Genomic DNA, 26994 nt, shown 5'->3' on the forward strand with positions numbered 1-26994 from the left:
GAGCGCGACAAAGATGACTCACGCGGCGTCGCGCAGATGCGCGCGCATGTCGATCAGCGGCAAGGTGACGATCGCGCGCAGACCGCCTTCGTGATTGACCAGACGGATGTCGCCGCCGTGATTGCGGATGATGTTGCGCGCGATGGAGAGGCCGAGGCCGACGCCGCCGGTCTCCTGGTTGCGCGAATCCTCGAGGCGGAAGAACGGCATGAAGACCTGCTCGGCCATGTTGGCGGGGATGCCGGGTCCGTCATCCTCGATGACGATATCGATGCCGTCGCTCTGCGTCGCCACGCTGATGCGGGCCCTTTTGCCGTAACGCGTGGCGTTCTCGACGAGATTGCGCAAGGCGCGGCGCAGCGAATCGGGGCGGCAGCGATAGCTGATCTTCAGGCCGTTATTGAAGGTGACGTCATGGCCCATATCGGCGAGATCGTCGGAGAGGCTCTGGATCAGCGCGGTCAAATCGACGGACCGTGTTTCCTCGGCCGCCGAATCTTCCCGGGCGAAGGAAAGCGTAGCCTCGGTCATCTTCTGCATCTCGTCGATCGTGGCCAGCATTTTCTCACGCATCTCGTCGTCATTGACGAATTCGGCGCGCAATCTGAGCGAGGTGATCGGCGTGCGCAGATCATGGCCGATGGCGGCGAGCAAACGGGTGCGGTCGGCAATGAAGCGCTGCAGACGCTCCTGCATGCGGTTGAAGGCCTGGGCGGTATGACGGACGTCATAGGGACCGGTTTCGGGCAAAAGCGTCACCGTCTCGCCACGGCCCAGCGCCTCGGCGGCGGCGGCCATGCGGCGCATCGGGCGGGTGATGCCGCGGGTCGCGATCATGAGTAGGATGGCGAGAAGGGCCGCGGTGACGGCGACGCTCCAGACATGGAATGTCCAGAATTGCTCCTTCCACGGCTTGGCGAAGGCGATATTGAGCCAGCGGCCATCATCATCGAGCTTGAGCGACATGCCGATGGCATTGGCCTTCTCGATCTTATCGGGCTTGGTACTATCGAGGCAAACAAACTTGACGATGCGGGGAGATTTCCACTCTTCCTTATTGGGCGCGATCCACACGGAATTCGCGGGCGTGATCTTCTTGATATCCTCATGGAAGGCCGCCTCGAGCGACTTGGCGACGGTCACGGCCGACTCGGTCGAGGAGAAAGGCTGGACCAGCCGGCTCCAGGCATCCCGGCGCCAGGCGGCCGCATCGGTGGGCTCCCCTTCCGACACCCAGAAACGGGAATTGAGCGTGTTGTTGGTGTGCAGGATGTCGCCGGCAAGCGACGGCGGGGTCGCCTCGATCAGCCGGGCGACGGTCTCGGCCTGGCTCAGCAATTCCTCGCGATAGGCGGCGCGGATCGCCTTGTCGCGCTCGTCCCGCGAGAACAGGAGACCGATCGCCTGCGAAACAATAAGCGCAACGATCGCCAGGCAGACGAACTGCGTGGCGATGCTCATATCCCAGAAACGCTTCATGCCGCTTCCACCACGGCGGAGAAACAATAGCCGCCGCCCCAATGAGTCTTGATGAGCGCCGGCACCTTGGGATCGAGCTCGATCTTCTTGCGCAGGCGCGACACCTGGTTGTCGATGCTGCGGTCGAACAGCTCCGCGGTGCGCCCGACGGTGAGATCGAGCAACTGGTCGCGGGTCAGCACCATGCCGGCATGATCGAGAAAGGCGCAGAGCAGCCGGTATTCGGCGGTCGACAGCGCCACCGCCACACCATCGGCGCCGATAAGCTCGCGGCGGGCGCCGTCGAGCCGCCAGCGATCGAATTTCAGCTGCTGCGTCTTCACCCGGCCGCGCTGCGGCGGCAGGCTGTGGACACGGCGCAGCACGGCCTTGATGCGGGCGAGAAGCTCACGCGGATTGAACGGCTTGCCGAGATAATCATCGGCGCCGAGCTCGAGGCCGATGATGCGGTCGGTCTCCTCGGTCATGGCGGTCAAGAGGATGACGGGAATGTCGGTCGTGTCGCGCAAGTGGCGGCAAAGCGACAGGCCATCCTCGCCCGGCATCATGATGTCGAGCACGACGAGATCGAAGGCGCTGCGGTCGAGCAGACGGCGCAAGGCCTGGGCGCTTTCGGCAATGGTGACGCGATAGCCCTGCCGGGTGAGATATTTTCCCACCAGGTCGCGTATGTCGCGGTGATCGTCGACGACCGCGATATGAGGCGTCGCGTTCATGTTGGGTGATCTACACTCCCCTCGGGTGAAGTAAAGCTCACACTAGCGTGAAAAGTGTATCAAACTATGGCGGAAGCCGGGACTGTGACAGATGCAGGCAGATCAGGCCCTTTTGCGCCCAACTTCGGCGACGCGCCACGCCCATATAGCCCCCGACACAACAGATCGGGCCATCACCATGTATCAGCATTCCGCCGCCGAAACCGCCCAGGCAACCGCCAATGGCCGCTTCGTGCCGGGCCTCAGGCTGCCGCGCGCCACCGCCGCGGTGGCACTGTTCGCCGATGTCGTGGGTTATACCGAGCATTGCGAGCGGCTGGATCCGGAAGAGGTCTTCCTGCTGCTCTGCGAGTTCTATCGCCATGCCGGGCGCGCCATCACCGCGGAAGGCGCCGACTTCATCGATCATTTCGGCGATGAGGTGCTAGCGGTGTGGAAACACGAGGCGCCGCTCGCCATCCAGGCGCTCAAGGCGCTGCGCTGCGGCTTCGCGCTGCATGCCGAGATCGCGCAGTGGAACGACTGGCGGCAGCGCAACGGCCTCGAACCGGTCAAGGTCGGCGTCGGCATCCATGCCGGGCCGGTCATGCTCGGCCGGCCGCTCGGTGGTTATGGTGGCGGCGCCAGCGTGTTCGGCGACACGGTGAATATCGCCAGCCGCCTCGAACGACAGACGCGGCTTATCGGCGCCGATATCGTCATCTCGGACCGGCTCTACCGGCTGATCCAGGCGATGGATCCGCGTGAGCGATTGCTCGAGCGCTTTGCCGCCACGCGCGAGGTGACGCTCAATGGCCGCGCCGAGCCGCTCGCAATCCGCCACGCGACGGCGAAAGCGGATCTATTCTGAAGTGTGCCTGCCCAAGAAGGCGCCGACCGGACCCGCGACGCGCTCCGGCGCCTCGAGCAGAATGGCGTGGCGCAGACCTTCAAGGATGACGAGCTCGGAATTGTCGAGCTCACCGGCGATGAACTCATTGAGACGCGGCGGGCAGCCGCCGTCGAACTCGCCGGTCAGCACCAGTGACGGGCTTTTCACTTCATGAAGCCAGGGCGCCATCTCGGTCTCGGCATAGATATGGAAGACATTCAAGAAGACTTGGGCGTCGGTCTCGATCACCTGCTTGAGGCGGTTGGCGATGACCTCGGGCCGCTTTTGTCCGAATTCCGGCGTGAACCAACGGTCTTTCAGCGTTTCGAGAACCGGCGGAATGCCCTTCTCTTCCATCGCCGCGACGACGCCTTTGACTTTGGCGCTGTCATCCGCCGTGCGGCCAGCCGCGGTGCTCAGGAGACCCAATGATATTACGTGCTGGGGATAACGGCGCGCATAGGCCGGGCCTATCATGCCGCCCAGCGAATGACCGATGAAATGCGCCCGCTCGATGCCGAGCTCGGCGCGCAAGGCTTCGAGATCGTCGACCAGATCGTCGAGCCCGAACGGCACCGGCACCATCGGCGAGCGGCCATGGCCGCGCAGATCATAGGAGATGCAGCGGAAGCGGTCGCGCAGCAGCCTGACGAGGCCGTCCCAGGACTGGCGCGACGCGCCGATGCCGTGGATCATGAACAGAGGCGGGCCTTCGCCCTCGACTGAAAATGCCGATCTGACCGGTTTCGCCATGATGCTTTCGCGCTATTTCTTGTCGGGATATTTGTCGGACATCAATATGCCGGCGCCGCCCCAGTCCTCCTTGGCGACATCGGTGATGACGATCTGCACGCTTTCCGGCGTGCCGCCGCAGGTGCGGATGAACGCATCGGTCAGCTCCTTCACCAGCTGACGCTTCTGATCGACGGTACGGCCTTTGAACATCTCAACTCGAATGACGGGCATTTCGGGTCCTTAAGCTGCGCGGTTTGATTTCGCTTTAGGTATATGCGGCATGACGAATTCGGCAAAGCGCTGCATGGCATCGAGTGCCTCACCCTGCGTATGGCCGATATTCACATTCATGATGAAGTCGTCAATGCCCAGGCCGGCATATTGGGCGACCCGGTCGACCATTTCGGATTTCGTGCAGATGATCAGGTTCTGCGACAATTGCTCGATCGTCTGCTTCTGCGGCAGGGGCGCGATCTGGCCGTTCTCGACGATGCCGGGACCGGTGAAGACATTGTTGAAGCGGCTGTAATAATCGTAAGCGAGCATGGTCTTGTGCGCGGCATCGGCGTCGTCCTTGGCGAGAACGCAGACGCGCGACAGAGCGAGGCGCAGATGCTCGCCCTCTTTGCCGAGCTCTGCCTTACCGCGATGGAAGGCGCCGACCTGCGTCTTCATCTTCTCGAAAGTGGCGTCGAGCGGCGTCGTCTGGATGTGGAAGCCGCGTTTGGTCGAGGCATAGATGCCCTCCGGCACCAAAGCCGCCACCATCAGCTGCGGCCGCGTCTTCGATACGGGCCGTGGCATCACGGTGATCGGATCGAACTTGTAATATTTGCCATCCCACGCAACTTCCTCGCGGGCGAACAGCGCCATCAGCAGATCAAGCGACTCGTCGAATTTCTCGCGCGAGGTTTCGATCGGCACGCCCATGCGCGCCATCTCATACGCGAATGCACCGCGCCCGACACCGAGGATGAGCCGGCCGTCGCATAAGATGTCGGCCTGGATCGCCTGGCCGGCGAAGATGCGCATGTCGTGCAACGGCAGCACCGACACCGAGGTGACGACTTCGATATGTTTCGTCACCGCGGCGACCTTCACTGCCATCTGCAAGGGATCGGGCACCAGGAGAATGTTGATCAGATGATGCTCTGGGATGGTGACACCCCGATAGCCGAGGCGCTCGGCGAGCTTCGCCTGCTCGATCATGTCGGCATAGAGACGGTCGCCGCCATAGGACTTGTCGGGATAATAGGCCGAAAGGAAGTGATTGAATTCCACGATGGATCCCGTTGCTTCAGGAGAGATGAGGCTGAGTTACGGCGAGGCCGGTCCAGCGGCCGAAGACGCCCGAGCGATAGATCAAGGCGTCCTCGGCAACTTCGCCGGTGATGTGCCTGACCTCGCCGATGACGATATTGTGGGTGCTCGCCGGATGCGCCGTGACCAGCGCGCATTCGAAGGTCAGCACCGCGTCTTCGAGAATGGGCGCGCCGGTGACGCCCAAGCGCCACACGCCCGCGGTAAATTTCTGATCGGCCGAGACGCCCCCTTCGAGGCCGGCAAAGATGCGGGCGAGCGCCAGCTGGCTGGTGGCAAGGAGATTGATCGAGAAGAAGCGGGCGTCTTCCACCGCGCGGCAGGTGCTGCTCAGGCGGTTGAGGCAAGCCAGGACTTGCGGCGGATCGGCCGAGAGCGAGCAGATCGCCGTCGCCGTCATGCCGGCGCGGTGCGGCGCCGAGCCTGCCGCGACGATCGCCACGCCGGACGGAAAGCGGCGCATGGCGGCACGAAAATCATCGGGGCTGCAGGTCATGGCGGCGGTCTCACCGGCGGTTCAGGTCACTGGGCCACTATCGACGGCCGAGAATATCCTGTAAAACGAATTAAATTGGCCAGAAAGTTCGGAAAATACGAATTATGAACCTCACCCATGTTCAGACCTTCGTGGCCGCGGTCGAAACCGGCAATCTCAACCGGACCGCGGTCAAGCTCAATGTCACCCAGTCGACGGTGACGGCGCGCATCGATGCGCTCGAGAACCTGATCGGCCAGAAGCTCCTCCACCGCAACAAATCCGGGACCGAGCTGACGCCGGCCGGCGTCAAGTTCCTGCGCCATGCCGAGGTGCTGATGCAGGTGTGGCGACAGGCGCGCTACGAGACCTCGCTGCCGCGCGGCTTCGAGGATGTCCTGGCGCTCGCCTCAGACCCGCAATTATGGACCGGCGTCGCCGAGCTCTGGGTCAGGGATCTGCGCCGGGCGCGCGGCACCATCGCCATCAGCGTGGAGGATCGGCCGGCACGCGCGATGGTCGACATCGTCTTCTCCTATACGCCACCCACCGGCGCCTTCTCGGTTGACGTCGTGGGCGAAGACATGTTCGTCGAGGTCGCCACGGTGAAACGCGGCTTGATGCGCTGGGACCCGCTTTATGTCTATGTCGATCTCGGCGAAGATTTCCGCCGTCAGCATGCGGAGGCGTTTCCGGTCGACGAGACGGCGATCGTCACTTTCTCGAGCAGCGCCCAGGCGCTCGATCACCTTCTGAGCTGCGGCGGCTCGGCCTATCTGCCCTATCGCGTGGCGCGCCCGCAGATCGAAGCCGGCAGGCTGTTCGAGGTCGACGGCGCACCGCGCTTCGGCCGTACCATCTATCTCGGCCGCAACAGTGCCCGCACCGATGCGTGGCCGTGGTTCGGGGAGTTCATGGAGGGGTTCAAGCGGAAGCTGAGCAATCATATCGTCATCCCGACGAAAGTCGGGATCCAATAAATTAGTAAAGCGCGGGCAGCGCCGCCCGCTCGAGCTTATTCAATGGGTCCCGGCTTTCGCCGGGATGACGAAACTGAAAGCGCGTCGCTACAACACCACGTAAGATGCGGCGGGGCGGCCGCGGAGCAGGCCGGCGAGGATGTCGAGGCCTTTCTGCAGCTCGGCGCGCGACGTGGTGGCGCCGCCGAGGCTGACGCGGATGGCGTGGCGCGAGGGGCCGTGGCCGACGACGAAAGCTTCCGCCGGCGTGACGGCGACGCCTTGTGTCCTGATCTGCGCGACGAAGCTTTCGGCGCGCCAGGTTTCGGGCAAATCGAGCCAGAGATGCAATCCTGACGGCAGCGAACGGAAAGACTGGCCGGCGAGCGATTGCGCCGCCAAAAGCTGGCGCTTGCGTAATTCATCGCGCTGCAGATGTGCCAGCTTTTCGGCGGTGCCGTCCTCGATCCAGCGATAAGCAATTTCGGCCGAGAGCGATGAAGCCATCCAGGTGGTGGCGCCGAGGCCCGGGATCAGATCCTTGGCGCGGCCGGGCGGCGTCGCGATGTAACCGATGCGCAGGCCCGGACAGACGATCTTCGACAGGCTCGTCACATAATAGCTCTGCTCGGGTGCGAAGCTCGCGATCGAGGGCAAAGCGTGCTCGAGGAAGCCGCCATAGACATCGTCCTCGATGACGAGCACGTCGTGGCGCACCGCGATGTCTGCGATAGCTTTGCGGCGCTCGACCGGCATTACCGCCAAGGTCGGGCTCTGATGATTGGGACAGCAGATCAAGGCGCGCAAAGGTCCGCTGCGGCAGGCGGCTTCGAAAGCTTCAGGAATGAGGCCTTCCGCATCGATGGGAAGCCCGCGCAAAGTGAGATGCCGGTTGGCAGCGAGAAACTTGATGCCGGGATCGGTGAGTTCCTCGGCGGCGATGGTTTCGCCGGGTTCGATCAAAGCCGACAAGATGACCGACACACCCTGCTGGCCGCCATTCACGATGACGACATCATCGGCGAAAGTGGTGGTGCCACGCGCGCTCAGCCAGCGCGCGGCGGCCTCGCGATGCTCCGGCATGCCGACCCAGTCGCGATGATAGGGCAGCAGCAACGGCAAACGCGGACCGTCAGCGATCGCCCGCAGCGCGCTCGCCATCGCCTGTTCCTGCGCCGGCAACTGCACCGGGCAATTGAAGGTGAGATCGATGAGGTTGCTCTGGGCGCGGTTGGGCTCGAGGCGGGAAATATCGGAAGCGCGCGACGAGATGAAGGTACCGCGCCCGACCTCGCCCTCGATCAGATGGCGGCGCGCCGCCAGCGCATAGGCCTTGCTGACGGTCGAGACCGATAGCTGCAGGCGCCAGGCGAGCTCGCGATGGGTCGGCAGCCGGTCGCCCGGGCGCAATTTGCCGGTGGTGACGTCGTCGGCCATCGCATCGGCGATGGCGACATAGATACGTCCCGGCTTGGATTTGTAATCAGGAACCCACACAATAGGCGCCGCTGGAAGGTGGAAGGGTTCGCCAAGCTAGTCGCTGCGCCACACAATGTCCAGAACTCCAAGCAAATCAAGGGCTGTATGTCGCAGTACAATATAGCAATTGACCTGATTGTCCTGCTCTCTATTTTCCGATTGCACGTCTTGCCTATAGGATACGTCCGAAAGGCGGGCCGCAAAAATCCAAGAACCACGGAGGGAGTGGACCATGCCGACCAGCCTAACTCGTCATCGTGCCAGGAAAATCGGGCGCTTCGCGCTGCCCGTCGCGGTGAGCGCACTTCTCGCCACATCGGCGCTCGCCGCCGATCAGATCACCATCTCGTCCTGGGGCGGCAACTATCAGGAAGCGATCTCGAAAGCGATCTGGCAGCCGACCGCCAAGGAGCTCGGCATCACGATCCTCGAGGATTCGACCAACGGCCTCGCCGATGTGCGCGCCCAGGTGACCGCCAACAGCGTGTTGTGGGACATCACCGAGCTTACCATCGATGGCTGCGCGCAAGGCCAGACCGAAGGCCTGTTCGAAGCGATCGACTATAATGTCGTGAAGTCCGAGGGCTTCGATCCCGTAGTGGTGCAGCCGACCTATATCGCCTTCAACTACTATTCCAACGTGATCGGCTGGAGCACCGAGAAATTCGGCGATGCCGGTCCGCAGAGCTGGGCCGATTTCTGGAATGTCGAGAAATTCCCCGGCCGGCGCTCCTTACGCAACGATCCGGCGGAAGTGCTGGAAGCGGCGCTCCTCGCCGACGGCGTCGATCCCGCCAAGCTTTATCCGCTCGATCTCGACCGTGCCTTCAAGAGCCTCGAGAAGATCAAGCCGAATATCTCGGTATGGTGGTCGTCGGGCGCACAAGCAGCCCAACTCGTCGCCGATGGCGAAGTCGACATGATCGGCGCCTGGAACGGGCGCATCAGTGCGGCGATCAAGGCCGGCGCCAAATACAAGTTCACCTTCAATCAGGGCTTGCTCATCGCCGACTGCCTGGCGATCCCCAAGGGCGTCAAGAACAAGGATCTGGCCATGAAGGCGCTGGCCAAGGCGGTGTCGCCCGAGATCCTCGCCAATATCCCGCAATATATCGATTACGGCCCGGCCAATTCGAAGTCCTACGATACCGGCAAGATCCCGCCGGAACTCGCCAAGACGCTGAACACCGCGCCCGAAAACGCCGCCAAGCAGGCGATCGTGCGCGGCGACTGGTGGGGCGAGCACGGCCAGGAAGCCCGCGACCGGTGGGCGAAATTCATCAATCAGTAAACGCGAAACTCCCTCTCCCGCTTGTGCTCGCAAGCGGGAGAGGGAGAATTTCCGGTGAGACATGACCAGCGACAAGCAAACGGGCAAGGCCGGCGTTCCGATCACGATCAGGCAGCTGGTCAAGACCTATGGGAGTTACCGGGCTCTCGATGCGCTCGATCTCGACATTGCCGGCGGTGAGTTCCTGACATTGCTCGGGCCGTCGGGCTCGGGGAAATCGACGCTGCTGATGGCGATCGCCGGTTTCATCCGGCCCGATTCCGGCCTTCTGCAATTCGGCGCCACCGACGTCACGCGGCTCGAGCCGCACAAGCGCAATATCGGCGTCGTCTTCCAGAATTACGCGCTCTTCCCGCATATGACGGTGGCGCAGAATGTCGCTTATCCGCTGAAGCTGCGCAACGCCGACAAGGCCCGGATCGACGAACGCGTCCGATGGGCGCTGGCGCTGGTCAAGCTCGACGGCTTCGGCGATCGCTCCATACATCAACTGTCAGGCGGCCAGCGCCAGCGTGTGGCGCTCGCCCGCGCCGTCGTCTTCGAGCCGAGCGTGCTGCTGATGGACGAGCCGCTCTCGGCGCTCGACAAGAAATTGCGCGAGCATATGCAGATCGAGATCCGCCGGCTGCATGAGACGCTCGGCGTCACCACCATCTATGTGACACATGACCAGCGCGAGGCGCTGACCATGTCGGACCGCATCGCCGTCATCAATCACGGCCGCTTCGCCCAGATCGGCGCCCCCAAGGCGCTTTATGAAAAGCCGGCGAGCCGCTTCGTCGCCGAATTCATCGGCGATGCCACACTGCTGCCGCTCGATGCCGGGCAGAAGCGGCCGACCTTCCGCGGCCGCGCCGTGAAGACCAAAGACGCGAGCCAGGACAACGGCTCCTATATCGTGCTGCGGCCGGAGAAGATCCGTCTCGTCGGTAAAGACGAGGATGCCGGCTGGAACTGCTTCGCCGGCACGCTCGATGATATCGTCTATCAAGGCGAAAGCGTGCTGTTGTCAGTGCGGCTCGAGGGCGGTGAGACCTTGTTCCTGCGCCAGCCGACCGACCAGCAGAGCCTTGCCGCATTGCCTGAGCGCAACCAGCCGGTGGAAGTAGGTCTCCATGCCAATGACACGCTGATCGTGCCGGAAGAGGCCGCCTGATGGCGCCGCATGCGGCAGAGGCGATGGAAGGCGACGCACGGCGCGAGCGGCTGCGGCTGCTCGCTTTGTCGAGCCCCGCCTTCCTGCTCGTGTTTGTCGTGCTCCTCATTCCGGTGGGCTGGCTGTTTTTCCTGTCCTTTATCGACAAAGACGGCTTCACGCTCAGCCACTATGCCCGGCTCTGGCAGAACGACGCCTATTTCGAGATCTTCCGCGTCACCTTCCTGTCGAGCTTCCTGGTCACCGTGCTGACCGTGGTGCTGGGTTATCCGCTCGCTTATCTCCTGTCGCAATTGCCGCGCCGGGCGGCGATCATCGGGCTCACCGTAGTGCTGCTGCCCTTCTGGACCTCGCTTCTGGTGCGCACCTATGCCTGGCTGGTCCTGCTGCAGCGCAAGGGCCTCGTCAATTCGACGCTGATGTCGCTCGGCCTCATCGATGAGCCGTTGAACCTCGTCTACAACATGTCGGGCGTGGTGATCGGCATGGTGCATATCATGCTGCCCTTCATGGTGCTGCCGCTCTATGCCACCATGCGCTCGATCGACCCAGGGCTGATGCGCGCCGCGATCAGCCTCGGCGCGCCGCGTCGCAAGGCCTTTTTCACCATCTTCGCGCCTTTGTCGCTGCCCGGCGTCATCGCCGGCAGCCTGCTCGTCTTCATCTATTGCCTCGGCTTCTACATCACGCCGCAAGTGCTGGGCGGCGGGCGCATCAATCTCGTCTCGATGAAGATCCTGGAAAACGCCACCATCTATTCCGACTGGGGCGCCGCTTCCGCGCTGGGCGTCGTGCTGCTCGTCGTGACGCTCCTCCTCTTCAAGGCGATCCAGATGATCGTGCCGGTCGACCGGCTGATGGGCAGGTCGTGATGATGGACATGGATTCCGATCCGACCGTCAGCCATCTGCGCCGCCTGTGGCTCTATCTCTATTGCCTGGCGGTGGCGATCTTCCTCCTGGCGCCGATCCTCGTCGTCATTCCGATGTCGTTCTCGCCGTCGGAGTTTCTCGAATTCCCGCCGAGCTCCTTGTCGCTGCGCTGGTATCAGAGCCTCTTCAACAGCGCCGAATGGACGGGGGCGGCGATCATCTCGCTCAAAGCGGCGGTGCTGACCGTGCTGGTCGCGACACCGCTCGGGATCGCCGCGGCTTACGGCCTGCAATATTCAGAGATGGGCATCGCCAAGCTGGTGCGCTCGCTTCTCATCATCCCGCTTATCGTGCCGGTGATCATCGTCGCCATCGGCGTGTTCTATCTCTTCGCCAGGCTCAATCTCGTCAATACACTCACGGGCCTGGTGCTGGCGCATAGCGTGCTGGCGCTGCCCTTCGTCATCGTGGTGGTAAGCGCGGGGCTGCAACGTTTCGACATCAATCAGGAGCTGGTGGCGCGCTCGCTCGGCGCGTCGCGGCTCAAGGCCTTCAGGACGGTGACCTTGCCGCAGATCCGCCCCTCGGTGATGTCGGCCGCCCTCTTCGCCTTCATCACCTCCTTCGATGAAGTGGTGGTGGCGCTGTTCGTGTCACGCGGCCCTTCTTCGACGCTGACCCGCAAGATGTTCACCTCGCTGCGCGATCAGGTGAGCCCGGCGATCGCCGCCATTTCCACCATTCTCATCCTCATCACCTTCCTTCTCGCTCTCGCAGCGCTGGCTTCGGCGCGCGGCGACAAGGCGCAGAAATCCTGATTCTTCATCCATAGGGGCCATGATGCACGCCAAATCCGCCGTCTTCTCCATCGACGAACATAAAGACCGCTTCGCCCGGGCACGCGCGGCGCTTAAAGCTGCCAAGCTCGATGCCTGCCTGATGGTGGCACCGGAGAATGTCTATTATGTCGGCGGCTATGAGACCTGGGTCGGCGTCAACAGCCCGCAATTCCTGATCTTCACCGCCAAGGAAGACGCCCCGACGCTGATCCTGCGCAATGTCGACCTGGCGCTGGCGCGCGAGACGACCTGGGTTGGCGATATCCGCACCTATCATCTCCATACCGACAGCGTGCCCGACCTCGTGACGAAGGTACTGAAGGAGAAAGGCCTCATCCGCGGCCGGCTCGGCATCGAATTCCAGTCCTATGCGCTGCCGCATGGCATGGCGCTCACGCTGAAAGAGGCGCTGCCCGGTTTCGATTTCGCCGATGCAACCGACCTTTTCGGCGATCTGCGCCTGGTCAAATCGGCGGCCGAGATCGACATGCTGCGCGCCGCCGGCAAATTCGCGCAGATCGGCCTCACGGCGGCTAAACGCACCCTCAAGGCCGGCATCAGCGAGATCGAGCTTGCTGCCGAGATCGAAGGCGCCATGCGCCGGGCGGGGAGCGACTATTGGGCGATCCCGACCGAGCTTGCCAGCGGCTGGCGCTCGGCCGGCGGCCATGCGGCGCCGCGGCCCAAGGCGATCGAGCCGGGCGATCTCGTCCATGTCGAATTCGCCGGCGTCAGTAACCGCTATCACGCCACTGCCCTGCAGACGCTGGGTGTCGGCACGCCGTCGAAACGCGCGACAGACCTCTATGACGTGGCGCTTCTGTCGCTCAAGGCCGGCCTCGCCGCGACCAAGGTCGGGGCGCGTGTCGATGCGATCGAGGAAGCCTCGCTCGAACCCTTGCGCAAGGAAGGCCTCGAACACGCCGCGATGATGCGTTTCGGTTATGGGCTCGGCATCGCCTATCCGCCGATCTGGCTCGAGACCTTGCAGATCAGTCGCGGCTTCGACCGGGTGCTCGAACCCGGCATGGTCTTCGTCCTGCATTCCTGCCTGGAGCTTCCCGATGAGGAGCTGGGTGTGGTGCAGGGCGGCACTTATCTTCTGAAGGAAGATGGGCTCGAAATGCTGGCGGGCGCCGGCGACATCGATCTTATCCGCGTCTGACCATGCCCGTCCTGCTCGATCCCGTCGCTTCCGACTCAGACCTGCCGAAACGCGCCGATGTGGCGATCATCGGCGGCGGCATCATCGGTGTCGCCACCGCTTATTTCCTCGCCGAAAAGGGCGTGTCGGTGCTGCTCTGCGAGAAGGGCGAGATCGGCGGTGAGCAATCGAGCCGCAATTGGGGCTGGTGCCGCACCATGGGGCGGGATCTGCGCGAGATGCCGCTGGCCCAGGAGAGCTTGCGCCTGTGGCGCGGGCTGTCGGCGCGTATCGGGGCGGAGACCGGGTTCAAAGAGACCGGCACTCTTTATTTATGTCCCGATGCGAAGACGCTGGCGAAACGCGAAGCGTGGCTCGCTGAGGCGCAAGCTTACAATGTGTCGTCGCGCATTTTGCGAGGAGCCCGAGTCAACGAAACACTCGCGGGCGCCGCCGGGCAATGGGCGGGCGCTCTCTTCACCCCGGATGACGGCGTGGCCGAACCTCATATGGCGGCGCCGGCTTTGGCGCATGCGGCACGCCGGCGTGGCGCCTCGATCGTGACCCATTGCGCGGTGCGCTCCATCGATGTGAGCGCCGGGCGCATCTCCGGTATCGTCACCGAGAACGGCCGGGTCGCCTGCTCGACCGTCGTGCTGGCCGGCGGTGTATGGTCATCGCTCTTCTGCAAGAGTCTCAATCTGCGCCTGCCGCAGCTGAAGGTGCTGGCCTCGGTGCTGCGCACCGCCGCCACCGACAAGGGACCGGGCCCTGCCGCCTGGGGGCCGGGCCTGTCGCTGCGCAGAAGGCTCGATGGCGGCTATACGGTGTCGCATGGCAGCGTGATCGCCGATATCGTGCCCGACAGCTTCCGCTATTTCCGCGATTTCCTGCCGCTGCTCAAAATGGAATGGAGCGGCATCGCATTGCGCGGGGGAAAAAGCTTCTTCGAGGAAGCGAACTATGCGCGGTATTGGACGAAGGACGCTCCTTCGCCTTTCGAGCGCCATCGCATGCTCGATCCGCGACCTTCGGCGCATGATCTCAAACGCGCGCGGCAGAATCTCGAGGCCAATTTCCCGGCCTTCAAGACCGTGCCGACGCAAGCCACCTGGGGTGGCATGATCGATGCGACACCCGATATCCTGCCGGTGATCTCCGGCGTCACGGGTCTGCCCGGCTTTTACATCTCGACCGGTTATTCCGGCCACGGCTTCGGCATCGGTCCGGGGGCGGGTCTGCTCACCGCGCAGATCGTCACGAACGAGAAACCGGTGGTGGATCCTGAGCCTTTCCGCTTTTCGCGTTTCGGCGACGGCAGCGATGTGAGGCCACGGGCGGGTTTGTGAGCCATATCCCCTCCCCCTTGTGGGGAGGGGTCAGGGGTGGGGGTCCGGCAGTCTGTCAGGATAGACTGCCAGACCCCCACCCCGACGCTTCGCGTCAACCCTCCCCGCAAGGGGGAGGGTAAGATCACAACACCCCGATCGTCACCGCTTCTTCCTTCGCGATGCTCAGCGGATTGCGCAGCGGCAGGCCGAAATCCGGACAGTCGATCTCGAAGACATCGCCCGCTTCCGGCTTGATCCCGTCAGCAAAGGAGAGCGTCGCGGTGCCGAACATATGCACATGCACATCGCCCGGCTGGCGGAACAGGCCGTATTTGAAATGATGGTGCTCGAGATTGGCGAAGCTGTGCGACATGTTCGCTTCGCCGGAGAGGAACGGCTTCTCCCAGATCACCTTGCCCTCGCGTTTGATGCGCGACATGCCCCGGATATCGGCAGGCGGCGGACCCAAACGGATTTCCGGACCGAAGCTCGCCGGGCGCAGCTTCGAATGGGCGAGAAAGAGATAGTTGATGCGCTCGGTCACATGGTCGGAAAATTCGTTCGATAACGCGAAGCCGACACGGAAAGGCGCGCCCGTGCTGGAGACGACATAGATGCCGGCGACTTCCGGCTCCTCGCCGCCATCGAGCGCGAAGCCCGGCGAGACGAGCGGCTGGCCGGGACCGGCGGCGGTGGCGCCATTGCCCTTGTAGAACCATTCCGGCTGCACGCCGATCTTACCCGGCGCCGGCTTGCCGCCCTCGAGCCCCATGCGGAACATCTTCATCGAGTCGGTGAGCGTCTCCTTGTCCTTCTCGGCGAGGGTCTTGTGCATGGCATCGCGCGTCGCCGCCGAGCCCAGATGGGTGAGGCCGGTGCCGGTCAGATGCAGATTGGCCGGATGAAGGTGAATGATCGGCGCCAGGAGATCGCCCGACTCGTAGACGCGGGCGAGATCGACAGTATCGCCGAGGCCGTGATCGGTTATCACGTCGGCAAGCCGCCGGCCTTTGTCGGCCGCCTCCAGCGCCAGCTCATAGACACCGCCGGCATTCCTGACGATCCGCCCGGCCGCCCCTGGCTCGCGGCAGACCACCGCGACCCCACCTTCATGCTTCATCTGTGACAGCAGCATTGCGCAGATCCTCACTCTGTATCTTCCGGATTATTGTCATACAAATAGATAGATTGGCAAGCGGCGGCCGGCCGGTCGCAGCGAGGCCTGGGCGGACACAAAGCTTCCGACCACCGCCTTTGCCTAAAATTTGACCATCTTCGCATCGCGTAACGGCATTAGTCTTTCGTCGAATGCATCCGTCTTGGCTTGCACGGGCCCTGTCGCATTCGTATCGTCCCTGTTTCGCACATAAAGCACAGAACAAGATGCGAGGTGCGGGATGGGAGGATCGCGGAAGAAATGGCCGAGGTCGAGATTCGTGATGCGCGGAAGGCCTATGGCACGGCGCAAGTTCTCCACGGAGTGAGCGTCGATATCGCGGATGGCGAATTCGTCGTTCTTGTCGGCCCCTCAGGCTGCGGCAAGTCGACCTTGCTGCGCATGATCGCCGGCCTTGAAAGCATCACCGGCGGCGAGATCGCCATCGATAAGCGCGTCGTCAATGACGTGGCGCCGAAAGAGCGCGATATCGCGATGGTGTTCCAGAACTACGCGCTCTATCCGCATATGACGGTCGCAGAGAATATGGGCTTCTCGCTCAAGCTCAAGAATGCGCCGAAGGCCGAGACGGTGCAGAAGGTTCGCCAGGCTGCCGACATATTGGGGCTTGTTCCCTATCTCGAACGTTATCCGCGCCAGCTGTCGGGTGGCCAGCGCCAGCGCGTCGCCATGGGGCGCGCCATCGTGCGTAATCCCAAAGTGTTCCTCTTCGACGAGCCGCTCTCCAATCTCGACGCCAAATTGCGCGTCGCCATGCGGGCGGAAGTGAAGCAGCTGCATCAGCGCCTCAAGACGACGACGGTCTATGTCACCCATGACCAGATCGAGGCGATGACCATGGCCGACAAGATCGTCGTGATGAATGATGGGCGGATCGAGCAGATCGGGGCGCCGCTCGATCTCTACGACAGGCCACAGAATCGTTTCGTCGCCGGATTCATCGGCTCGCCGGCGATGAATTTCATATCCGGCCGGTTCGCCGGCACCGATGCGCAAGCGAACTTCGAAGCGGAAGGCGGCGTCAGGATCGCCGTAACGGCGCCAACTGGTCTTGCACCGGGCCATCCGCTTGTGCTCGGCGTCAGGCCCGAGCATCTGATGCTGGGACCGCACGGCCTCGCCGTCCAAGTGGTCGTCGTCGAGCCGACCGGCTCCGAAGTCCAGGTCAATGCCCGCGCCGCCAATGGCGAGGAAATCGTCGCGGTCTTCCGCGAAAGACACAGTTTCACGCCCGGCGACACGATCACGCTCACCCCGCAGCCCGGCACCATCCATCTCTTCGATGGGGAAAGCGGGCAGCGTATTTAATAAGCAAATACAATCCAACAGGAGGAGAAAATGGGTTTCACGCGACGCGATTTGCTCAAGACCACCGCCGGCGCCTCCGCCAGCCTGATGGTGCCTTCCCTGTTAACCCTGAGGGCCCGCGCCCAGGACCTCTCTTTCAAGCCCGAGGAGGGTGCCAGCCTCAGGCTTCTGCGCTGGTCGCCCTTCGTCAAGGGCGACGAGGAACAGTGGCTCGCCAATACCAAGAAATTCACCGAAGCAACCGGCGTCGAGGTACGCGTCGACAAGGAGAGCTGGGAAGACATCAGGCCCAAGGCGGCGGTCGCCGCCAATGTCGGATCGGGCCCCGACCTGATGTTCGTGTGGTTCGACGATCCGCATCAATATCCCGACAAGCTGCTCGAGGTCAGCGATCTCGCCAATTATCTCGGCGGAAAATATGGCGGCTGGTATGATGGGCCGAAGAGCTACGCGACGCGCGACGGCCAGTTCGTCGGCCTGCCGCTCGCCACCATCGGCAATGCCATCGTCTATCGCGACAGCTGGGTGAAGGAAGCGGGCTTCAGCGAGTTCCCCAAGACCACCGACAAATTCCTCGAACTGTGCCAGGCGCTGCAGAAGTCCGGCCATCCGGTCGGCTTCACCCACGGCCATGGCGTCGGCGACGGCAACAACTACGCGCATTGGTTGTTATGGAGCCATGGCGGCAAGATGGTCGACGAGAAGGGCACGGTGACGATCAACAGCCCGGAGACGCAGAAGGCCATCGAATATGCGATGGAGCTCTACAAGACCTTCATTCCCGGCACCGAAGGCTGGCTCGACGTCAATAACAACCGCGCGTTCCTCGCCGGTGAATTGTCGGTCATCGCCAACGGCATCTCGGCCTATTATTCGGCCAAGAACGATCCGAAGCTCGCCGAGATCGCCAAGGACATCCGCACCACCAATCTTCCGGTGGGGCCGGTGGGCAAGCCCGTCGAACTGTACCAGGTGACCAGCGCCGTCATCTTCAAATACACCAAATATCCCAACGCAGCGAAAGCCTATCTGCAATTCATGTTCGAGGAAGCGCAGATGAGCGAATGGATCACCAAATCGAGCGGCTATTGCTGCCAGACGCTGAAAGCCTTCGCCAGCAATCCGGTGTGGACGGCGGATCCCGCGAATGCGCCCTATGCCAAGGCGTCGGAAACACTCAGGCCCAACGGTTATGCCGGGCCGCTCGGCTATGCATCCGCGGCAGTGATGGCGGATTATGTGCTGGTCGACATGTTCGCCGAAGCCGTCACCGGCCAGCAGACGCCGCAGGCCGCGATGGAACGCGCCGAGAAACGCGCCAACCGGTATTACCGGGTGTGATCGAAGGGCCGGCGGGCAACCGCCGGCTCCAAAGTCCGTCATCCCGGGATCCCGGCTTTCGCCGGGATGACGGAAATTTGGAAATGCAATGACCCAGGCAACAACCATAGGAACAACACGGCGCGCCGTGTCCCTGCTCGAGCGGCTGGAGAACAGCCGGCTCGGGCTCGGGCTGCTGTTCCTGCTGCCGGCGGCGGCTCTTCTCCTCGTCTTCCTCACCTATCCTCTGGGCCTCGGCGTCTGGCTCGGCTTCACCGACGAAAAGATCGGCCGGCCCGGCATCTATGTCGGCCTCGAAAATTACGGCTTCCTCTGGCATGACAGCGTATTCTGGCTGTCGGTCTTCAACACAGTGCTCTACACGACCGTCGCCTCGGTGCTGAAATTCGGCCTCGGGCTGTGGCTTGCCTTGCTGCTCAATGAACGCCTGCCCTTCAAGGCCTTCTTTCGCGCCATCGTGCTGTTGCCCTGGGTGGTTCCGACGGTCCTGTCGGCGATCGCCTTCTGGTGGATCTATGACGCGCAGTTCTCGATCCTCTCCTACGTGCTTCAGAAGATCGGCCTCATCACCGGGCCCATCAATTTCCTGGGCGACCCGACCAACGCCCGCGCGTCGGTGATCGCCGCCAATGTCTGGCGTGGCATTCCCTTCGTCGCCATCACGCTTTTGGCCGGCCTGCAGACCATCTCGCCGTCGCTCTATGAAGCGGCGACGCTCGACGGCGCCACCTCCTGGCAACGCTTCCGCTATGTGACCTTTCCGCTGCTCACGCCCATCATCGCCATCGTGATGACATTCTCGGTCTTGTTCACCTTCACCGACTTCCAGCTCATTTATGTGCTGACGCGCGGCGGCCCGGTGAACGCCACCCATCTGATGGCCACATTGAGCTTCCAGCGCGGCATATCGGGCGGCAATCTCGGCGAGGGCGCGGCGATCGCCGTCGCCATGATCCCATTTCTGCTCGCCGCCATCCTGTTCAGCTATTTCGGATTGCAGCGGCGACGCTGGCAACAAGGCGGGCGCGACTGATGGCCGACGTCACCACCACGACCGCACGCGCCGGCGATGAAGGCGGCATGAACTACCTGGAGCGCCTGCCGCGCCGTGTCGTCACTGTCTATCTGCCACTGGCGATCTTCGTCTTCGTGCTGCTGTTCCCCTTCTATTGGATGGCGATCACCACCTTCAAACCGAATGAGGAGCTGACCGACTACAAGAACTACAGCCCATTCTGGGTGGTCAATCCGACACTCGCCCATATCCGCTATCTGCTGTTCGAGACATCCTATCCGGGCTGGCTCCTCAACACGGTGATCATCTCGGTGGCGGCGACCTTCCTGTCGCTCCTGGCTTCCGTCTTCGCGGCCTATGCGATCGAGCGCCTGCGCTTCAAGGGATCGCGCGGCGTCGGGCTCGCCATTTTCCTCGCTTATCTGGTGCCGCCGTCGATCCTGTTCATCCCGCTCGCGGTGATGGTGTTCAAGCTCGGCCTCTATGATACGCGTTTCGCCCTCATCCTCACCTATCCGACTTTCCTCATTCCCTTCTGCACCTGGCTGCTGATGGGCTATTTCCGCTCCATCCCGTATGAGCTCGAGGAATGCGCGCTGATCGACGGCGCCACACGCTGGCAGATCCTGACCCGCATCGTCCTGCCGCTCGCCGTGCCAGGACTGATCTCGGCCGGCATCTTCGCCTTCACGCTGTCGTGGAACGAATTCATCTATGCGCTCACCTTCATCCAGTCATCGGAGAACAAGACGGTGCCGGTCGGCGTGCTCACCGAGCTGGTGCGCAGCGACGTCTATGAATGGGGCGCGCTGATGGCCGGCGCGTTGCTAGGCTCCCTGCCGGTCGTCATTCTCTATTCCTTCTTCGTCGAGCATTATGTCTCGTCGATGACCGGCGCGGTGAAGGAGTGAACGCAACCTTTCCCTCCCCCTTGCGGGGAAGGTGGCGAGCGCCAGCGAGCCGGATGGGGGTCGGGTGGTCTGTCAGGTGATCGAAGCGAAATCCTGAAATACCGCCCGACCCCCACCCCCGCCCTTCGGGCGTACCCTCCCCGCAAGGGGGAGGGAGAAATCACTGCAGATCGCGCCACTTCGCCGGCGGCAATCCGAACTCGCGCTTGAAGGCACGGTTGAAGGCCTCTTCCGCTTCGTAGCCGACGCTTGCCGCTACTTGCGCCACGCCCTGGCGGCCGTCGCGCAGCAATTGCTTGGCGAGCTGCAGGCGCGACTGGGTGAGATATTTCATCGGCGGCAGGCCGACACAGTTGGAGAAACGCTCGACGAACGCCGAACGCGACAGGCCGGCGACGTCGGCCAGTGCCTCGACCGTCCAGTCCTCGGTGAGGCGGTCATGCAGCGCGGCGAGGGCGCGCCCGACATATTGGTCGTTGAGGCCCTTGAGCCAGCTGCGCTCTTGCTCCGGGAGGCCGTTCACATAGGCGCGCACGGCTTCGGCGAAGAGCAGTTCCGACAAACGGCCCATGATCGGCGATGATGCGACTTCGCCCTTGCACATCGACTCCGCGGCGAAGCGCACGGAGGATTCGATCCAATCGCGCGACACGCCTTCCCTGATATTCACCTTGAGGATGCGCGGCAGGGCCGCGATCAGCGGATTGAAACGGTCCTCTGTGGCGAGAAAGCCACAGACGATATGTGTGGGCTCACCGTCACCGCCATGAACGATGCGTGCCAGGCCGCCATCGGGCGACATCTCGATGAGGTGATGCGAATTGATCGGCTCACCGTCGAGGCCGCTCGACATGATGTGCTCGTCACTGCGCGGCAGGAGCACGAGCTCGCCTTCATTGATCTCCAGACGCTCGCCATCGCCGATACCGACATAAGTGCGGCCGGTAACGACATAATGGAGCGTCACGATATTTTTCGGCGAGGTGATGAATGGACGAACGTCATCAGGCGTGACATGTGAAATCACGCACCAGGGTGCCGTGAAGCGGGCATCGAGGAAAATGCCGCCCGTCAGTCTAAGCGTGCGAAATATCTCGGAAAGCGTGTCCTTCACACCCGCGATACCTTTTCTGCCCCGGCTGATCAGTCAATTCTTCCGGCGTCGCGGTCATTCAAAAGCGACGCCCAATTCCCTAGAAACCACCCTGCGAGATGAGCCGCGTGGCAGCGGCGCAAAGGCGGGTTGTTCCCTGTTCGGGAAAGAACGGCCTCATACACTACACTTTATGGAGATTGCAATGAGCAAAGCTTCCTTCGGAAGCGGTGCAGCCCCTGCGTCCTGCGCAGCGGGCAAAGTGCGTTCCGGCTTCACCACCACGGTCTTCAGCGTACTGAGAGTGCGCCTGGGGCGCAATCACGGCGCGCGCCCGGCCCACACGCTCAATGATTTCATGCTGAAGGATATCGGCGTCTCCCGCGCCGACATCATGGCGGCATCGCATGGCCGGGGTAAACGCCATGGCTAATGTCCTCACCAGTAGCCGCCGCGCGCCGGTCGTCTTCCTGCATGGCACGGCGGGCAGCCGCCGGCAGTGGCAAGATCTGATCGACCGGCTGCCGGGCGGTTTCGAGAACCTGGCGCTCGACCTGCCGGGTTACACCGCCCATGAAGTGCCGCAGGCCGAACGCAGCCTCAGCGCCGAGGCGGATATGATCCTGCAGAAATTACGGGCACTTGGACGGCCGGTCCATCTTATCGGCCATTCCTACGGGGCGGCGCTGGCGCTGCGCATCGCGGTCAAGTGGCCCGACATGGTGCAGAGCCTGACGCTGTTCGAGCCGGCGATCTTCCATCTCCTGCGCGACGGCCATCCGGTCGAGCGCCAGATGTTCGCCCATATCGCCCGCCTCGCCCAGGAGATCGGCATCGCGGCCGCCGCCGGCCGGCCCGACTGGGGCGCGGCCCGCTTCGTCGACTTCTGGAATGGGCCGGGCAGCTTCGCCGTATATGCGCCGGAAACCCGTGAGCGGGTGACCGCGCGGATGCCCCTCATCCGTGCCAATTTCTCAGCCCTCCACCAGGAGACCTGGCCGCTCGAGGAATGCGCCCGCGTGACCTGTCCGATGCTCGGCCTCTATGGCGAGAACTCACCGCTGCTCAGCCAGCATCTGATCCGGCTCGTCGCCGGCCAGATGCCTCAAGCGAAGGTGCTGCCCATCGCCGGCGCCGGCCACATGCTGCCCGTCACCCATGCGGCGATGGCGGCACGGCTCATCGGCACGCATCTCAATGCGGTCGAGGCGAGGATGCCCGACGCCACGCCGCGCGTCGCCTGACACTTTCGTTTTCCTTCATCCAACGGAGACCAACATGACTGCCAGCAGACATGCCGAAACCCTTGTGCTTCACGCCGGCCCCCGCGCCGAGCCGCAAACGGGCGCGGTGGCGGTGCCGATCTATCAGACGACATCCTTCCAGTTCCGCGACACGGCACATGCGGCCGACCTCTTCGCGCTGAAAGAGATCGCCCATATCTACAGCCGCATCACCAACCCGACCAATGAAGCGCTCGAGCTCAAGCTCGCGGCCCTTGAAGGCGGCGTGGCGGCGATGACGATGAGCTCCGGCCAGGCGGCCTCGGCCATCGCGGTGCAGAATATCTGCCAGGCCGGCGACAATATCGTGAGCTCGACCGATCTCTATGGCGGCTCGTGGAATCTCTTCGCCCACACCTTCAAGACGATGGGCATCGAGGTGCGTTTCGTCGACCCCGCCGATCCGGACGCCTTCCGCCGCGCCAGCGATGATCGCACGCGTGCCTATTATGCCGAGACCTTGCCCAATCCGAAGCTCGCCGTCTTCCCGATCGCGGAAGTGGCGCGTATCGGCAAGAGCCTCGGCATTCCGCTGATCATGGACAATACGGCAGCACCCGTCATCTGCCGGCCGATCGAGCATGGCGCGGCGATCGTCGTGCATTCGACGACGAAATATATCGGCGGCCATGGCACGTCGATCGGCGGCGCCATCATCGACAGCGGCAATTTCGACTGGGAAGCGAATGCCAAACGTTTCCCGATGCTGAACCAGCCCGATCCCAGCTATCACGGCGCCATCTGGACGGAAGCAGTGAAGCCCCTGGGACCGATCGCCTATATCGTCAAGGCGCGCACGACCTTGCAGCGCGATCTCGGCGCCTGCATGAGCCCGTTCAACGCCTTCCAGTTCATCCAGGGCCTCGAGACGCTGCCGCTGCGCATGCGCGAGCATTGCCGCAATGCGCAAAGCGTGGCGGAACATCTGAGCCGGCATGATGCGGTGATACGCGTCATCTATCCGGGCATGCACAAGGCCAAAGAGACCGACCGGCGCGCCGGTGCCTATCTCAAAGGCGGCCGCGGCGGGCTCGTCGGCTTCGAGTTGGCGGGCGGCATGGAAGCCGGCAAAGGTTTCATCGACGCGCTCAAGATGTTCTATCATGTCGCCAATATCGGCGATGCGCGCTCGCTCGCCATTCATCCGGCTTCGACGACGCATTCGCAATTGAGCGAAGAAGACCAGCACGCCACCGGCGTCACGCCCGGCTATGTGCGGCTGTCGGTGGGCCTGGAGCATATCGACGACATCATCGCCGATCTCGACCAGGCGCTGGAACAGGCGAGCGGGCGCAGAGACCGCGCGGCGTAGCGACTATAGTCACCCCACCCGGCGCTTCGCGCCACCCTCCCCGTGCCGGGGAGGGAGGAGACTGCTCCCTCCCCGCTTCTTGCGGGGAGGGTGGCGAGCAAAGCGAGCCGGGTGGGGTGTTTCTATCAACTATTCGGCACCCCGCCATTGCGGCCGCGGGTGAACACCAGCGCCGCGCCGAGCAGTGCGGCGATGGCGGCATAGGTCGTGGCGCCGAGCGCGCCGAAGCCGTCGACGAAGACGCCGCCCAGCAAAGCACCGGAGGCGATCGCGATCTGGAAGGTGGCGACGAGAAGACCGCCCGCCCCTTCGGCTTCATCGGGCGCCGCCCGCACCATCCAGGTGGAGAGGCCCACGGGGAGCATGCTGAAGGCGAAGCCCCAGATGGTGACGGCGATAGCGGCGAGCCAAGGTGAGGCACCGAACAAGATCAGCAGCACCGCCATGAGGCCGATGGCGAAGGCGCCGAGCGCCACTTCCACCCTGAGGCTGCGCTCGAGCAGGAAGGCGCCGGCGAAATTGCCGAAGAAGCCGCCGATGCCAAAGCCCAGCAGCACCAGCGAGATCGAGGTGACCGACAGCATCGGCACTTCTTCGAGGAGCGGGCGGATATAGGTGAAGCCGGCGAAGTGGCCCGACACGGCGAGCAGCACGGTGAAGAGCGCGAGCCTGAGGCTCGGCCGCTTGAGCAGCGCCAAGAGTGTCGCGATGCTGGGCGAGCCGATCGGCGGCAGGCTCGGCAAGGTGGCGAGCTGGGCGATGAGCGCCAGAAGGCCGACGCCGGCGGCGCTGAAGAAGGCGGTGCGCCAGCCCCAGACGTCACCGATATAAGCGCCGATGGGTGCGGCGCTCACCGTGGCGAAGGAGACGCCGGTGAGGATGATCGACATGGCGCGCGGCACCAGCCGCATCGGCACCAGGCGCATGGCCATGGCGGCCGCCATCGACCAGAAACCGCCGAGCGCCACGCCTAAGATGATGCGCGCGGTGAGCAGCATGGCGAAGTTGGTGGCGAAGGCGGCGATGAGGTTCGAGACCAGCAAACCAAGGCTGAAGGCCCACATCACGTAACGCCGGTCGACGCCGCGGGTCATGATGGCCATGGTCGGCGCGACGACGGCGCCGACGACCGCGGTGGCGGTCACCGCCTGGCCGGCGGCGCCGACGCTGATGCCGAGATCGCCGGCGAGCGGCGTCAGCAGGCTGACCGGCAGGAATTCCGCCGTCACGAGACCGAAAACCCCTAAGGATAAAGAGACGACGGCAGCCCAGGCGGGGGAAGCCTCATCGGTTGATGTCTCGGCCTTGCCGGCGCCAAGACTTGCCGTTGCGGTAGCTGCTGCACTGTCCATTTCGATCTCCCGAAGATGAAGGTGGGAAATGGAGATGCGTTTCTGGAGTTTCCATGATAGATACCCCAGAATGCATGATCATTCGTCCAAACCGCCGTCGGAAATCGTCTGTGACCCGTTGAGCGAAATGCTGCGCGGCCTGCGCCTCGACGGCGTCGAATATGGCCGCTGCGTGCTGCGCGAGCCGTGGTGCGTGACGATGCCGGCGCAGGAGGCGGCGCGCTTCCATTTCATCGGCGGGCGCGCCTGCTGGCTCTATACGCCGTCCAAGGAATGGGTGGAACTGCAGCCCGGCGATGCGATCCTGTTGCCGCGTGGCGCCGAGCACCGTCTCGCCAGCGCACCCGGGGCGCAGACGCTGCAGACGCAGTGCCTCAATGTCACGAAGGTGTGCAACAATGTCTATGACATGCAGGGCGGCGGTGAGGGCGAGAGCACGCTGCTCTTCCGCGGCAGCCTGCATTTCAATATCGACGGCGCCCATCCGCTGCTCCGCATGATGCCGGAGCTGATGCGCGCCTCCAATCTCGAAACCCATGAGCCGGCGCTGCCGCATCTCCTCGAAGCGATGGCGCGCGAGGTGACGCTCGACCGGCCGGGATCGGGCGGCATTCTCGCCAGGCTCGCCGATGTGGTGGCGGCGGCGATCATCCGCGCCTGGGTGGAGCGCGGCTGCGGCGACGCGACGGGCTGGATCGCGGCGGCGCGCCATCCCGATATCGGCAAGGTGCTGGCCGCCATTCACCGCAACCCGGCCGAGGACTGGAGCGTCGAAACGCTGGCGAAGATCATGGGCGCGTCGCGCTCGGGCTTCGCCGAGCGTTTCGCGGCGATCGTCGGCGAAACGCCGGCGCGTTATGTGGCCGAGGTGCGCATGCACCAGGCGCGGCTGTGGCTGATGCGCGACCGCCTGCGCATCTCGGTGGTGGCACGCAATCTCGGCTATGAATCGGAAGCCGCCTTCAGCCGCGCCTTCAAGCGCATCATCGGCCAGGCGCCGAGCCAGTTCCGCGCCGAAAAGCCGTGAAGGTCCTGATCACCGGCATGTCCGGCACCGGCAAGACAGCGGTGATCAGCGAGCTGAAGACACGTGGCTTCGCGGCGATCGATCTCGACACGCCGGAATGGTCGCATTGGGTGGCCGCCGCTCCCGCCGACGGTCTGACGCCGGCCGACGGCAAGGACTGGATCTGGCAGGAAGACCGCGTGCGGGCGCTGCTGTCGGCCCCGCAGGACGGACTGCTGTTCATCAGCGGTTGCGCCGAGAACATGCACAGGCTTTATCCACTGATCGACCGGATTTTCCTGCTGTCGGCGCCGATTGATGCGATCATGGCGCGATTGGAGAAGCGTTCCCCTGACGGCTGCGGCCATACGACTGAAGAGCGAGCCAGGATCGCCGCGCTCATCGCGACCATCGAACCGCTCCTACGCGAGGCTGCGCATCATGAGATCAGCACGAGCGGCCCAACCAACGAGACGGTCGACCGCATTCTGAGCCTCCTCGAATAACTCTTGATGTCCCGTTCACGACG

27 protein-coding genes are annotated in these 26994 nt (G+C 63.4%); 17 read left to right on the top strand and 10 right to left on the bottom strand.

From position 1 onward, the window contains the following. Window positions 1–18: 18 nt before the first annotated feature. Entirely contained in the window at window positions 19–1479 is a 1461-nt protein-coding gene (locus JHL16_RS33695) for an ATP-binding protein (RefSeq protein WP_200189223.1), read from the bottom strand. Beyond that, a complete protein-coding gene (locus JHL16_RS33700) occupies window positions 1476–2195 on the bottom strand; it encodes a response regulator (protein ID WP_200189225.1) in 720 nt (239 codons plus the stop codon). The genes JHL16_RS33695 and JHL16_RS33700 overlap by 4 nt, the downstream gene beginning before the upstream one ends. A gap of 178 nt (window positions 2196–2373) precedes the next feature. On the opposite strand from JHL16_RS33700, the gene JHL16_RS33705 reads away from it, so the two are divergent. Beyond that, window positions 2374–3045 carry an adenylate/guanylate cyclase domain-containing protein gene (locus JHL16_RS33705; RefSeq protein WP_200189227.1) on the top strand — a complete coding sequence of 224 codons (672 nt, stop codon included), beginning with the start codon at window positions 2374–2376 and terminating at the stop codon, window positions 3043–3045. Here JHL16_RS33705 and JHL16_RS33710 read toward each other — a convergent pair. From JHL16_RS33710 to JHL16_RS33725, 4 genes are read right to left on the bottom strand one after another with little or no spacing between them, the layout of a single operon-like run. After that, window positions 3037–3819 carry an alpha/beta fold hydrolase gene (locus JHL16_RS33710; RefSeq protein ID WP_200189228.1) on the bottom strand — a complete coding sequence of 261 codons (783 nt, stop codon included), beginning with the start codon at window positions 3817–3819 and terminating at the stop codon, window positions 3037–3039. The genes JHL16_RS33705 and JHL16_RS33710 overlap by 9 nt on opposite strands. A 12-nt stretch (window positions 3820–3831) precedes the next feature. Next, window positions 3832–4032, bottom strand: coding sequence for a 4-oxalocrotonate tautomerase (locus JHL16_RS33715; RefSeq protein WP_200189230.1), 201 nt, complete (start codon window positions 4030–4032; stop codon window positions 3832–3834). 9 nt (window positions 4033–4041) lie between these two features. After that, window positions 4042–5082: an LLM class flavin-dependent oxidoreductase gene (locus JHL16_RS33720; protein WP_200189232.1), complete on the bottom strand. Its 1041-nt coding sequence runs from the start codon at window positions 5080–5082 to the stop codon at window positions 4042–4044. A 16-nt stretch (window positions 5083–5098) separates the two neighbouring features. Beyond that, on the bottom strand, window positions 5099–5617 hold the full coding sequence (locus JHL16_RS33725; protein WP_200189234.1) for a flavin reductase family protein: 519 nt from the start codon (window positions 5615–5617) through the stop codon (window positions 5099–5101). Window positions 5618–5721: 104 nt separating this feature from the next. On the opposite strand from JHL16_RS33725, the gene JHL16_RS33730 reads away from it, so the two are divergent. Beyond that, window positions 5722–6576, top strand: coding sequence for a LysR family transcriptional regulator (locus JHL16_RS33730; RefSeq protein WP_200189236.1), 855 nt, complete (start codon window positions 5722–5724; stop codon window positions 6574–6576). An 87-nt stretch (window positions 6577–6663) separates the two neighbouring features. On the opposite strand, the gene ehuR is transcribed toward JHL16_RS33730, so the two are convergent. Then, on the bottom strand, window positions 6664–8052 hold the full coding sequence (ehuR, locus tag JHL16_RS33735) for a MocR-like ectoine utilization transcription factor EhuR (RefSeq protein ID WP_200189238.1): 1389 nt from the start codon (window positions 8050–8052) through the stop codon (window positions 6664–6666). Window positions 8053–8266: 214 nt separating this feature from the next. On the opposite strand from ehuR, the gene JHL16_RS33740 reads away from it, so the two are divergent. From JHL16_RS33740 to JHL16_RS33765, 6 genes are all read left to right on the top strand, one after another. Continuing rightward, window positions 8267–9325: an ABC transporter substrate-binding protein gene (locus JHL16_RS33740; RefSeq protein ID WP_200189240.1), complete on the top strand. Its 1059-nt coding sequence runs from the start codon at window positions 8267–8269 to the stop codon at window positions 9323–9325. Window positions 9326–9386: 61 nt separating this feature from the next. Further along, complete coding sequence (locus JHL16_RS33745) at window positions 9387–10481, top strand: ABC transporter ATP-binding protein (protein WP_200189242.1); 1095 nt, start codon at window positions 9387–9389, stop codon at window positions 10479–10481. Then, complete coding sequence (locus JHL16_RS33750; protein WP_200189244.1) at window positions 10481–11353, top strand: ABC transporter permease; 873 nt, start codon at window positions 10481–10483, stop codon at window positions 11351–11353. The genes JHL16_RS33745 and JHL16_RS33750 overlap by 1 nt, the downstream gene beginning before the upstream one ends. A gap of 8 nt (window positions 11354–11361) precedes the next feature. Continuing rightward, on the top strand, window positions 11362–12171 hold the full coding sequence (locus tag JHL16_RS33755) for an ABC transporter permease (RefSeq protein WP_348647318.1): 810 nt from the start codon (window positions 11362–11364) through the stop codon (window positions 12169–12171). A gap of 19 nt (window positions 12172–12190) precedes the next feature. Then, the gene (locus tag JHL16_RS33760) at window positions 12191–13357 is read left to right on the top strand and encodes a M24 family metallopeptidase (protein WP_200189246.1); all 1167 of its coding nucleotides are present in this window, start codon (window positions 12191–12193) and stop codon (window positions 13355–13357) included. Window positions 13358–13359: 2 nt separating this feature from the next. Next, the gene (locus JHL16_RS33765) at window positions 13360–14685 is read left to right on the top strand and encodes an NAD(P)/FAD-dependent oxidoreductase (RefSeq protein ID WP_200189247.1); all 1326 of its coding nucleotides are present in this window, start codon (window positions 13360–13362) and stop codon (window positions 14683–14685) included. Window positions 14686–14809: 124 nt separating this feature from the next. On the opposite strand, the gene araD1 is transcribed toward JHL16_RS33765, so the two are convergent. Then, the gene (araD1, locus tag JHL16_RS33770) at window positions 14810–15802 is read right to left on the bottom strand and encodes an AraD1 family protein (protein WP_200189249.1); all 993 of its coding nucleotides are present in this window, start codon (window positions 15800–15802) and stop codon (window positions 14810–14812) included. 282 nt (window positions 15803–16084) lie between these two features. Between araD1 and JHL16_RS33775 the strand changes: the two genes are divergently transcribed. From JHL16_RS33775 to JHL16_RS33790, 4 genes are all read left to right on the top strand, one after another. After that, entirely contained in the window at window positions 16085–17152 is a 1068-nt protein-coding gene (locus JHL16_RS33775) for an ABC transporter ATP-binding protein (protein WP_200189251.1), read from the top strand. A 30-nt stretch (window positions 17153–17182) separates the two neighbouring features. After that, window positions 17183–18493, top strand: a complete 1311-nt coding sequence (locus JHL16_RS33780; protein WP_200189252.1) for an ABC transporter substrate-binding protein — start codon at window positions 17183–17185, stop codon at window positions 18491–18493. 88 nt (window positions 18494–18581) lie between these two features. After that, window positions 18582–19526 (top strand): carbohydrate ABC transporter permease, encoded by a 945-nt coding sequence (locus JHL16_RS33785; RefSeq protein WP_200189254.1) that lies wholly within the window; start codon window positions 18582–18584, stop codon window positions 19524–19526. Further along, the gene (locus tag JHL16_RS33790; RefSeq protein WP_200189256.1) at window positions 19526–20419 is read left to right on the top strand and encodes a carbohydrate ABC transporter permease; all 894 of its coding nucleotides are present in this window, start codon (window positions 19526–19528) and stop codon (window positions 20417–20419) included. The genes JHL16_RS33785 and JHL16_RS33790 overlap by 1 nt, the downstream gene beginning before the upstream one ends. 160 nt (window positions 20420–20579) lie before the next feature. On the opposite strand, the gene JHL16_RS33795 is transcribed toward JHL16_RS33790, so the two are convergent. After that, window positions 20580–21533: a cupin domain-containing protein gene (locus JHL16_RS33795; RefSeq protein WP_200189258.1), complete on the bottom strand. Its 954-nt coding sequence runs from the start codon at window positions 21531–21533 to the stop codon at window positions 20580–20582. A gap of 184 nt (window positions 21534–21717) precedes the next feature. Here JHL16_RS33795 and JHL16_RS33800 point away from each other — a divergent pair, with 184 nt between their 5' ends. From JHL16_RS33800 to JHL16_RS33810, 3 genes are read left to right on the top strand one after another with little or no spacing between them, the layout of a single operon-like run. Beyond that, window positions 21718–21945, top strand: a complete 228-nt coding sequence (locus JHL16_RS33800) for a DUF1127 domain-containing protein (protein WP_200189260.1) — start codon at window positions 21718–21720, stop codon at window positions 21943–21945. Continuing rightward, window positions 21938–22756 carry an alpha/beta fold hydrolase gene (locus JHL16_RS33805; RefSeq protein WP_200189261.1) on the top strand — a complete coding sequence of 273 codons (819 nt, stop codon included), beginning with the start codon at window positions 21938–21940 and terminating at the stop codon, window positions 22754–22756. The genes JHL16_RS33800 and JHL16_RS33805 overlap by 8 nt, the downstream gene beginning before the upstream one ends. A gap of 34 nt (window positions 22757–22790) precedes the next feature. Further along, window positions 22791–24107, top strand: a complete 1317-nt coding sequence (locus JHL16_RS33810; protein ID WP_200189264.1) for an O-acetylhomoserine aminocarboxypropyltransferase/cysteine synthase family protein — start codon at window positions 22791–22793, stop codon at window positions 24105–24107. 125 nt (window positions 24108–24232) lie between these two features. Here JHL16_RS33810 and JHL16_RS33815 read toward each other — a convergent pair whose 3' ends face one another. Beyond that, window positions 24233–25459: an MFS transporter gene (locus tag JHL16_RS33815; RefSeq protein WP_200189266.1), complete on the bottom strand. Its 1227-nt coding sequence runs from the start codon at window positions 25457–25459 to the stop codon at window positions 24233–24235. A 70-nt stretch (window positions 25460–25529) separates the two neighbouring features. Here JHL16_RS33815 and JHL16_RS33820 point away from each other — a divergent pair, with 70 nt between their 5' ends. Further along, the gene (locus JHL16_RS33820; RefSeq protein WP_200189268.1) at window positions 25530–26486 is read left to right on the top strand and encodes an AraC family transcriptional regulator; all 957 of its coding nucleotides are present in this window, start codon (window positions 25530–25532) and stop codon (window positions 26484–26486) included. Then, window positions 26483–26971: an AAA family ATPase gene (locus tag JHL16_RS33825; protein ID WP_348647319.1), complete on the top strand. Its 489-nt coding sequence runs from the start codon at window positions 26483–26485 to the stop codon at window positions 26969–26971. The genes JHL16_RS33820 and JHL16_RS33825 overlap by 4 nt, the downstream gene beginning before the upstream one ends. Window positions 26972–26994 lie beyond the last annotated feature (23 nt).

Origin of the sequence: Taklimakanibacter albus, assembly GCF_016595235.1 — a bacterium.
Lineage (GTDB): Bacteria > Pseudomonadota > Alphaproteobacteria > Rhizobiales > Aestuariivirgaceae > Taklimakanibacter > Taklimakanibacter albus.

What these genes read in the sequence shown, in the direction of transcription:
- JHL16_RS33695 (WP_200189223.1), bottom strand. Translation starts at nt 1,479, where the DNA reads ATGAAGCGTTTCTGGGATATGAGCATCGCCACGCAGTTCGTCTGCCTG.
- JHL16_RS33700 (WP_200189225.1), bottom strand. Translation starts at nt 2,195, where the DNA reads ATGAACGCGACGCCTCATATCGCGGTCGTCGACGATCACCGCGACATA.
- JHL16_RS33705 (WP_200189227.1), top strand. Translation starts at nt 2,374, where the DNA reads ATGTATCAGCATTCCGCCGCCGAAACCGCCCAGGCAACCGCCAATGGC.
- JHL16_RS33710 (WP_200189228.1), bottom strand. Translation starts at nt 3,819, where the DNA reads ATGGCGAAACCGGTCAGATCGGCATTTTCAGTCGAGGGCGAAGGCCCG.
- JHL16_RS33715 (WP_200189230.1), bottom strand. Translation starts at nt 4,032, where the DNA reads ATGCCCGTCATTCGAGTTGAGATGTTCAAAGGCCGTACCGTCGATCAG.
- JHL16_RS33725 (WP_200189234.1), bottom strand. Translation starts at nt 5,617, where the DNA reads ATGACCTGCAGCCCCGATGATTTTCGTGCCGCCATGCGCCGCTTTCCG.
- JHL16_RS33730 (WP_200189236.1), top strand. Translation starts at nt 5,722, where the DNA reads ATGAACCTCACCCATGTTCAGACCTTCGTGGCCGCGGTCGAAACCGGC.
- JHL16_RS33740 (WP_200189240.1), top strand. Translation starts at nt 8,267, where the DNA reads ATGCCGACCAGCCTAACTCGTCATCGTGCCAGGAAAATCGGGCGCTTC.
- JHL16_RS33745 (WP_200189242.1), top strand. Translation starts at nt 9,387, where the DNA reads ATGACCAGCGACAAGCAAACGGGCAAGGCCGGCGTTCCGATCACGATC.
- JHL16_RS33750 (WP_200189244.1), top strand. Translation starts at nt 10,481, where the DNA reads ATGGCGCCGCATGCGGCAGAGGCGATGGAAGGCGACGCACGGCGCGAG.
- JHL16_RS33755 (WP_348647318.1), top strand. Translation starts at nt 11,362, where the DNA reads ATGGATTCCGATCCGACCGTCAGCCATCTGCGCCGCCTGTGGCTCTAT.
- JHL16_RS33760 (WP_200189246.1), top strand. Translation starts at nt 12,191, where the DNA reads ATGATGCACGCCAAATCCGCCGTCTTCTCCATCGACGAACATAAAGAC.
- JHL16_RS33765 (WP_200189247.1), top strand. Translation starts at nt 13,360, where the DNA reads ATGCCCGTCCTGCTCGATCCCGTCGCTTCCGACTCAGACCTGCCGAAA.
- araD1 (WP_200189249.1), bottom strand. Translation starts at nt 15,802, where the DNA reads ATGCTGCTGTCACAGATGAAGCATGAAGGTGGGGTCGCGGTGGTCTGC.
- JHL16_RS33775 (WP_200189251.1), top strand. Translation starts at nt 16,085, where the DNA reads ATGGCCGAGGTCGAGATTCGTGATGCGCGGAAGGCCTATGGCACGGCG.
- JHL16_RS33780 (WP_200189252.1), top strand. Translation starts at nt 17,183, where the DNA reads ATGGGTTTCACGCGACGCGATTTGCTCAAGACCACCGCCGGCGCCTCC.
- JHL16_RS33785 (WP_200189254.1), top strand. Translation starts at nt 18,582, where the DNA reads ATGACCCAGGCAACAACCATAGGAACAACACGGCGCGCCGTGTCCCTG.
- JHL16_RS33790 (WP_200189256.1), top strand. Translation starts at nt 19,526, where the DNA reads ATGGCCGACGTCACCACCACGACCGCACGCGCCGGCGATGAAGGCGGC.
- JHL16_RS33800 (WP_200189260.1), top strand. Translation starts at nt 21,718, where the DNA reads ATGAGCAAAGCTTCCTTCGGAAGCGGTGCAGCCCCTGCGTCCTGCGCA.
- JHL16_RS33805 (WP_200189261.1), top strand. Translation starts at nt 21,938, where the DNA reads ATGGCTAATGTCCTCACCAGTAGCCGCCGCGCGCCGGTCGTCTTCCTG.
- JHL16_RS33810 (WP_200189264.1), top strand. Translation starts at nt 22,791, where the DNA reads ATGACTGCCAGCAGACATGCCGAAACCCTTGTGCTTCACGCCGGCCCC.
- JHL16_RS33815 (WP_200189266.1), bottom strand. Translation starts at nt 25,459, where the DNA reads ATGGACAGTGCAGCAGCTACCGCAACGGCAAGTCTTGGCGCCGGCAAG.
- JHL16_RS33820 (WP_200189268.1), top strand. Translation starts at nt 25,530, where the DNA reads ATGCATGATCATTCGTCCAAACCGCCGTCGGAAATCGTCTGTGACCCG.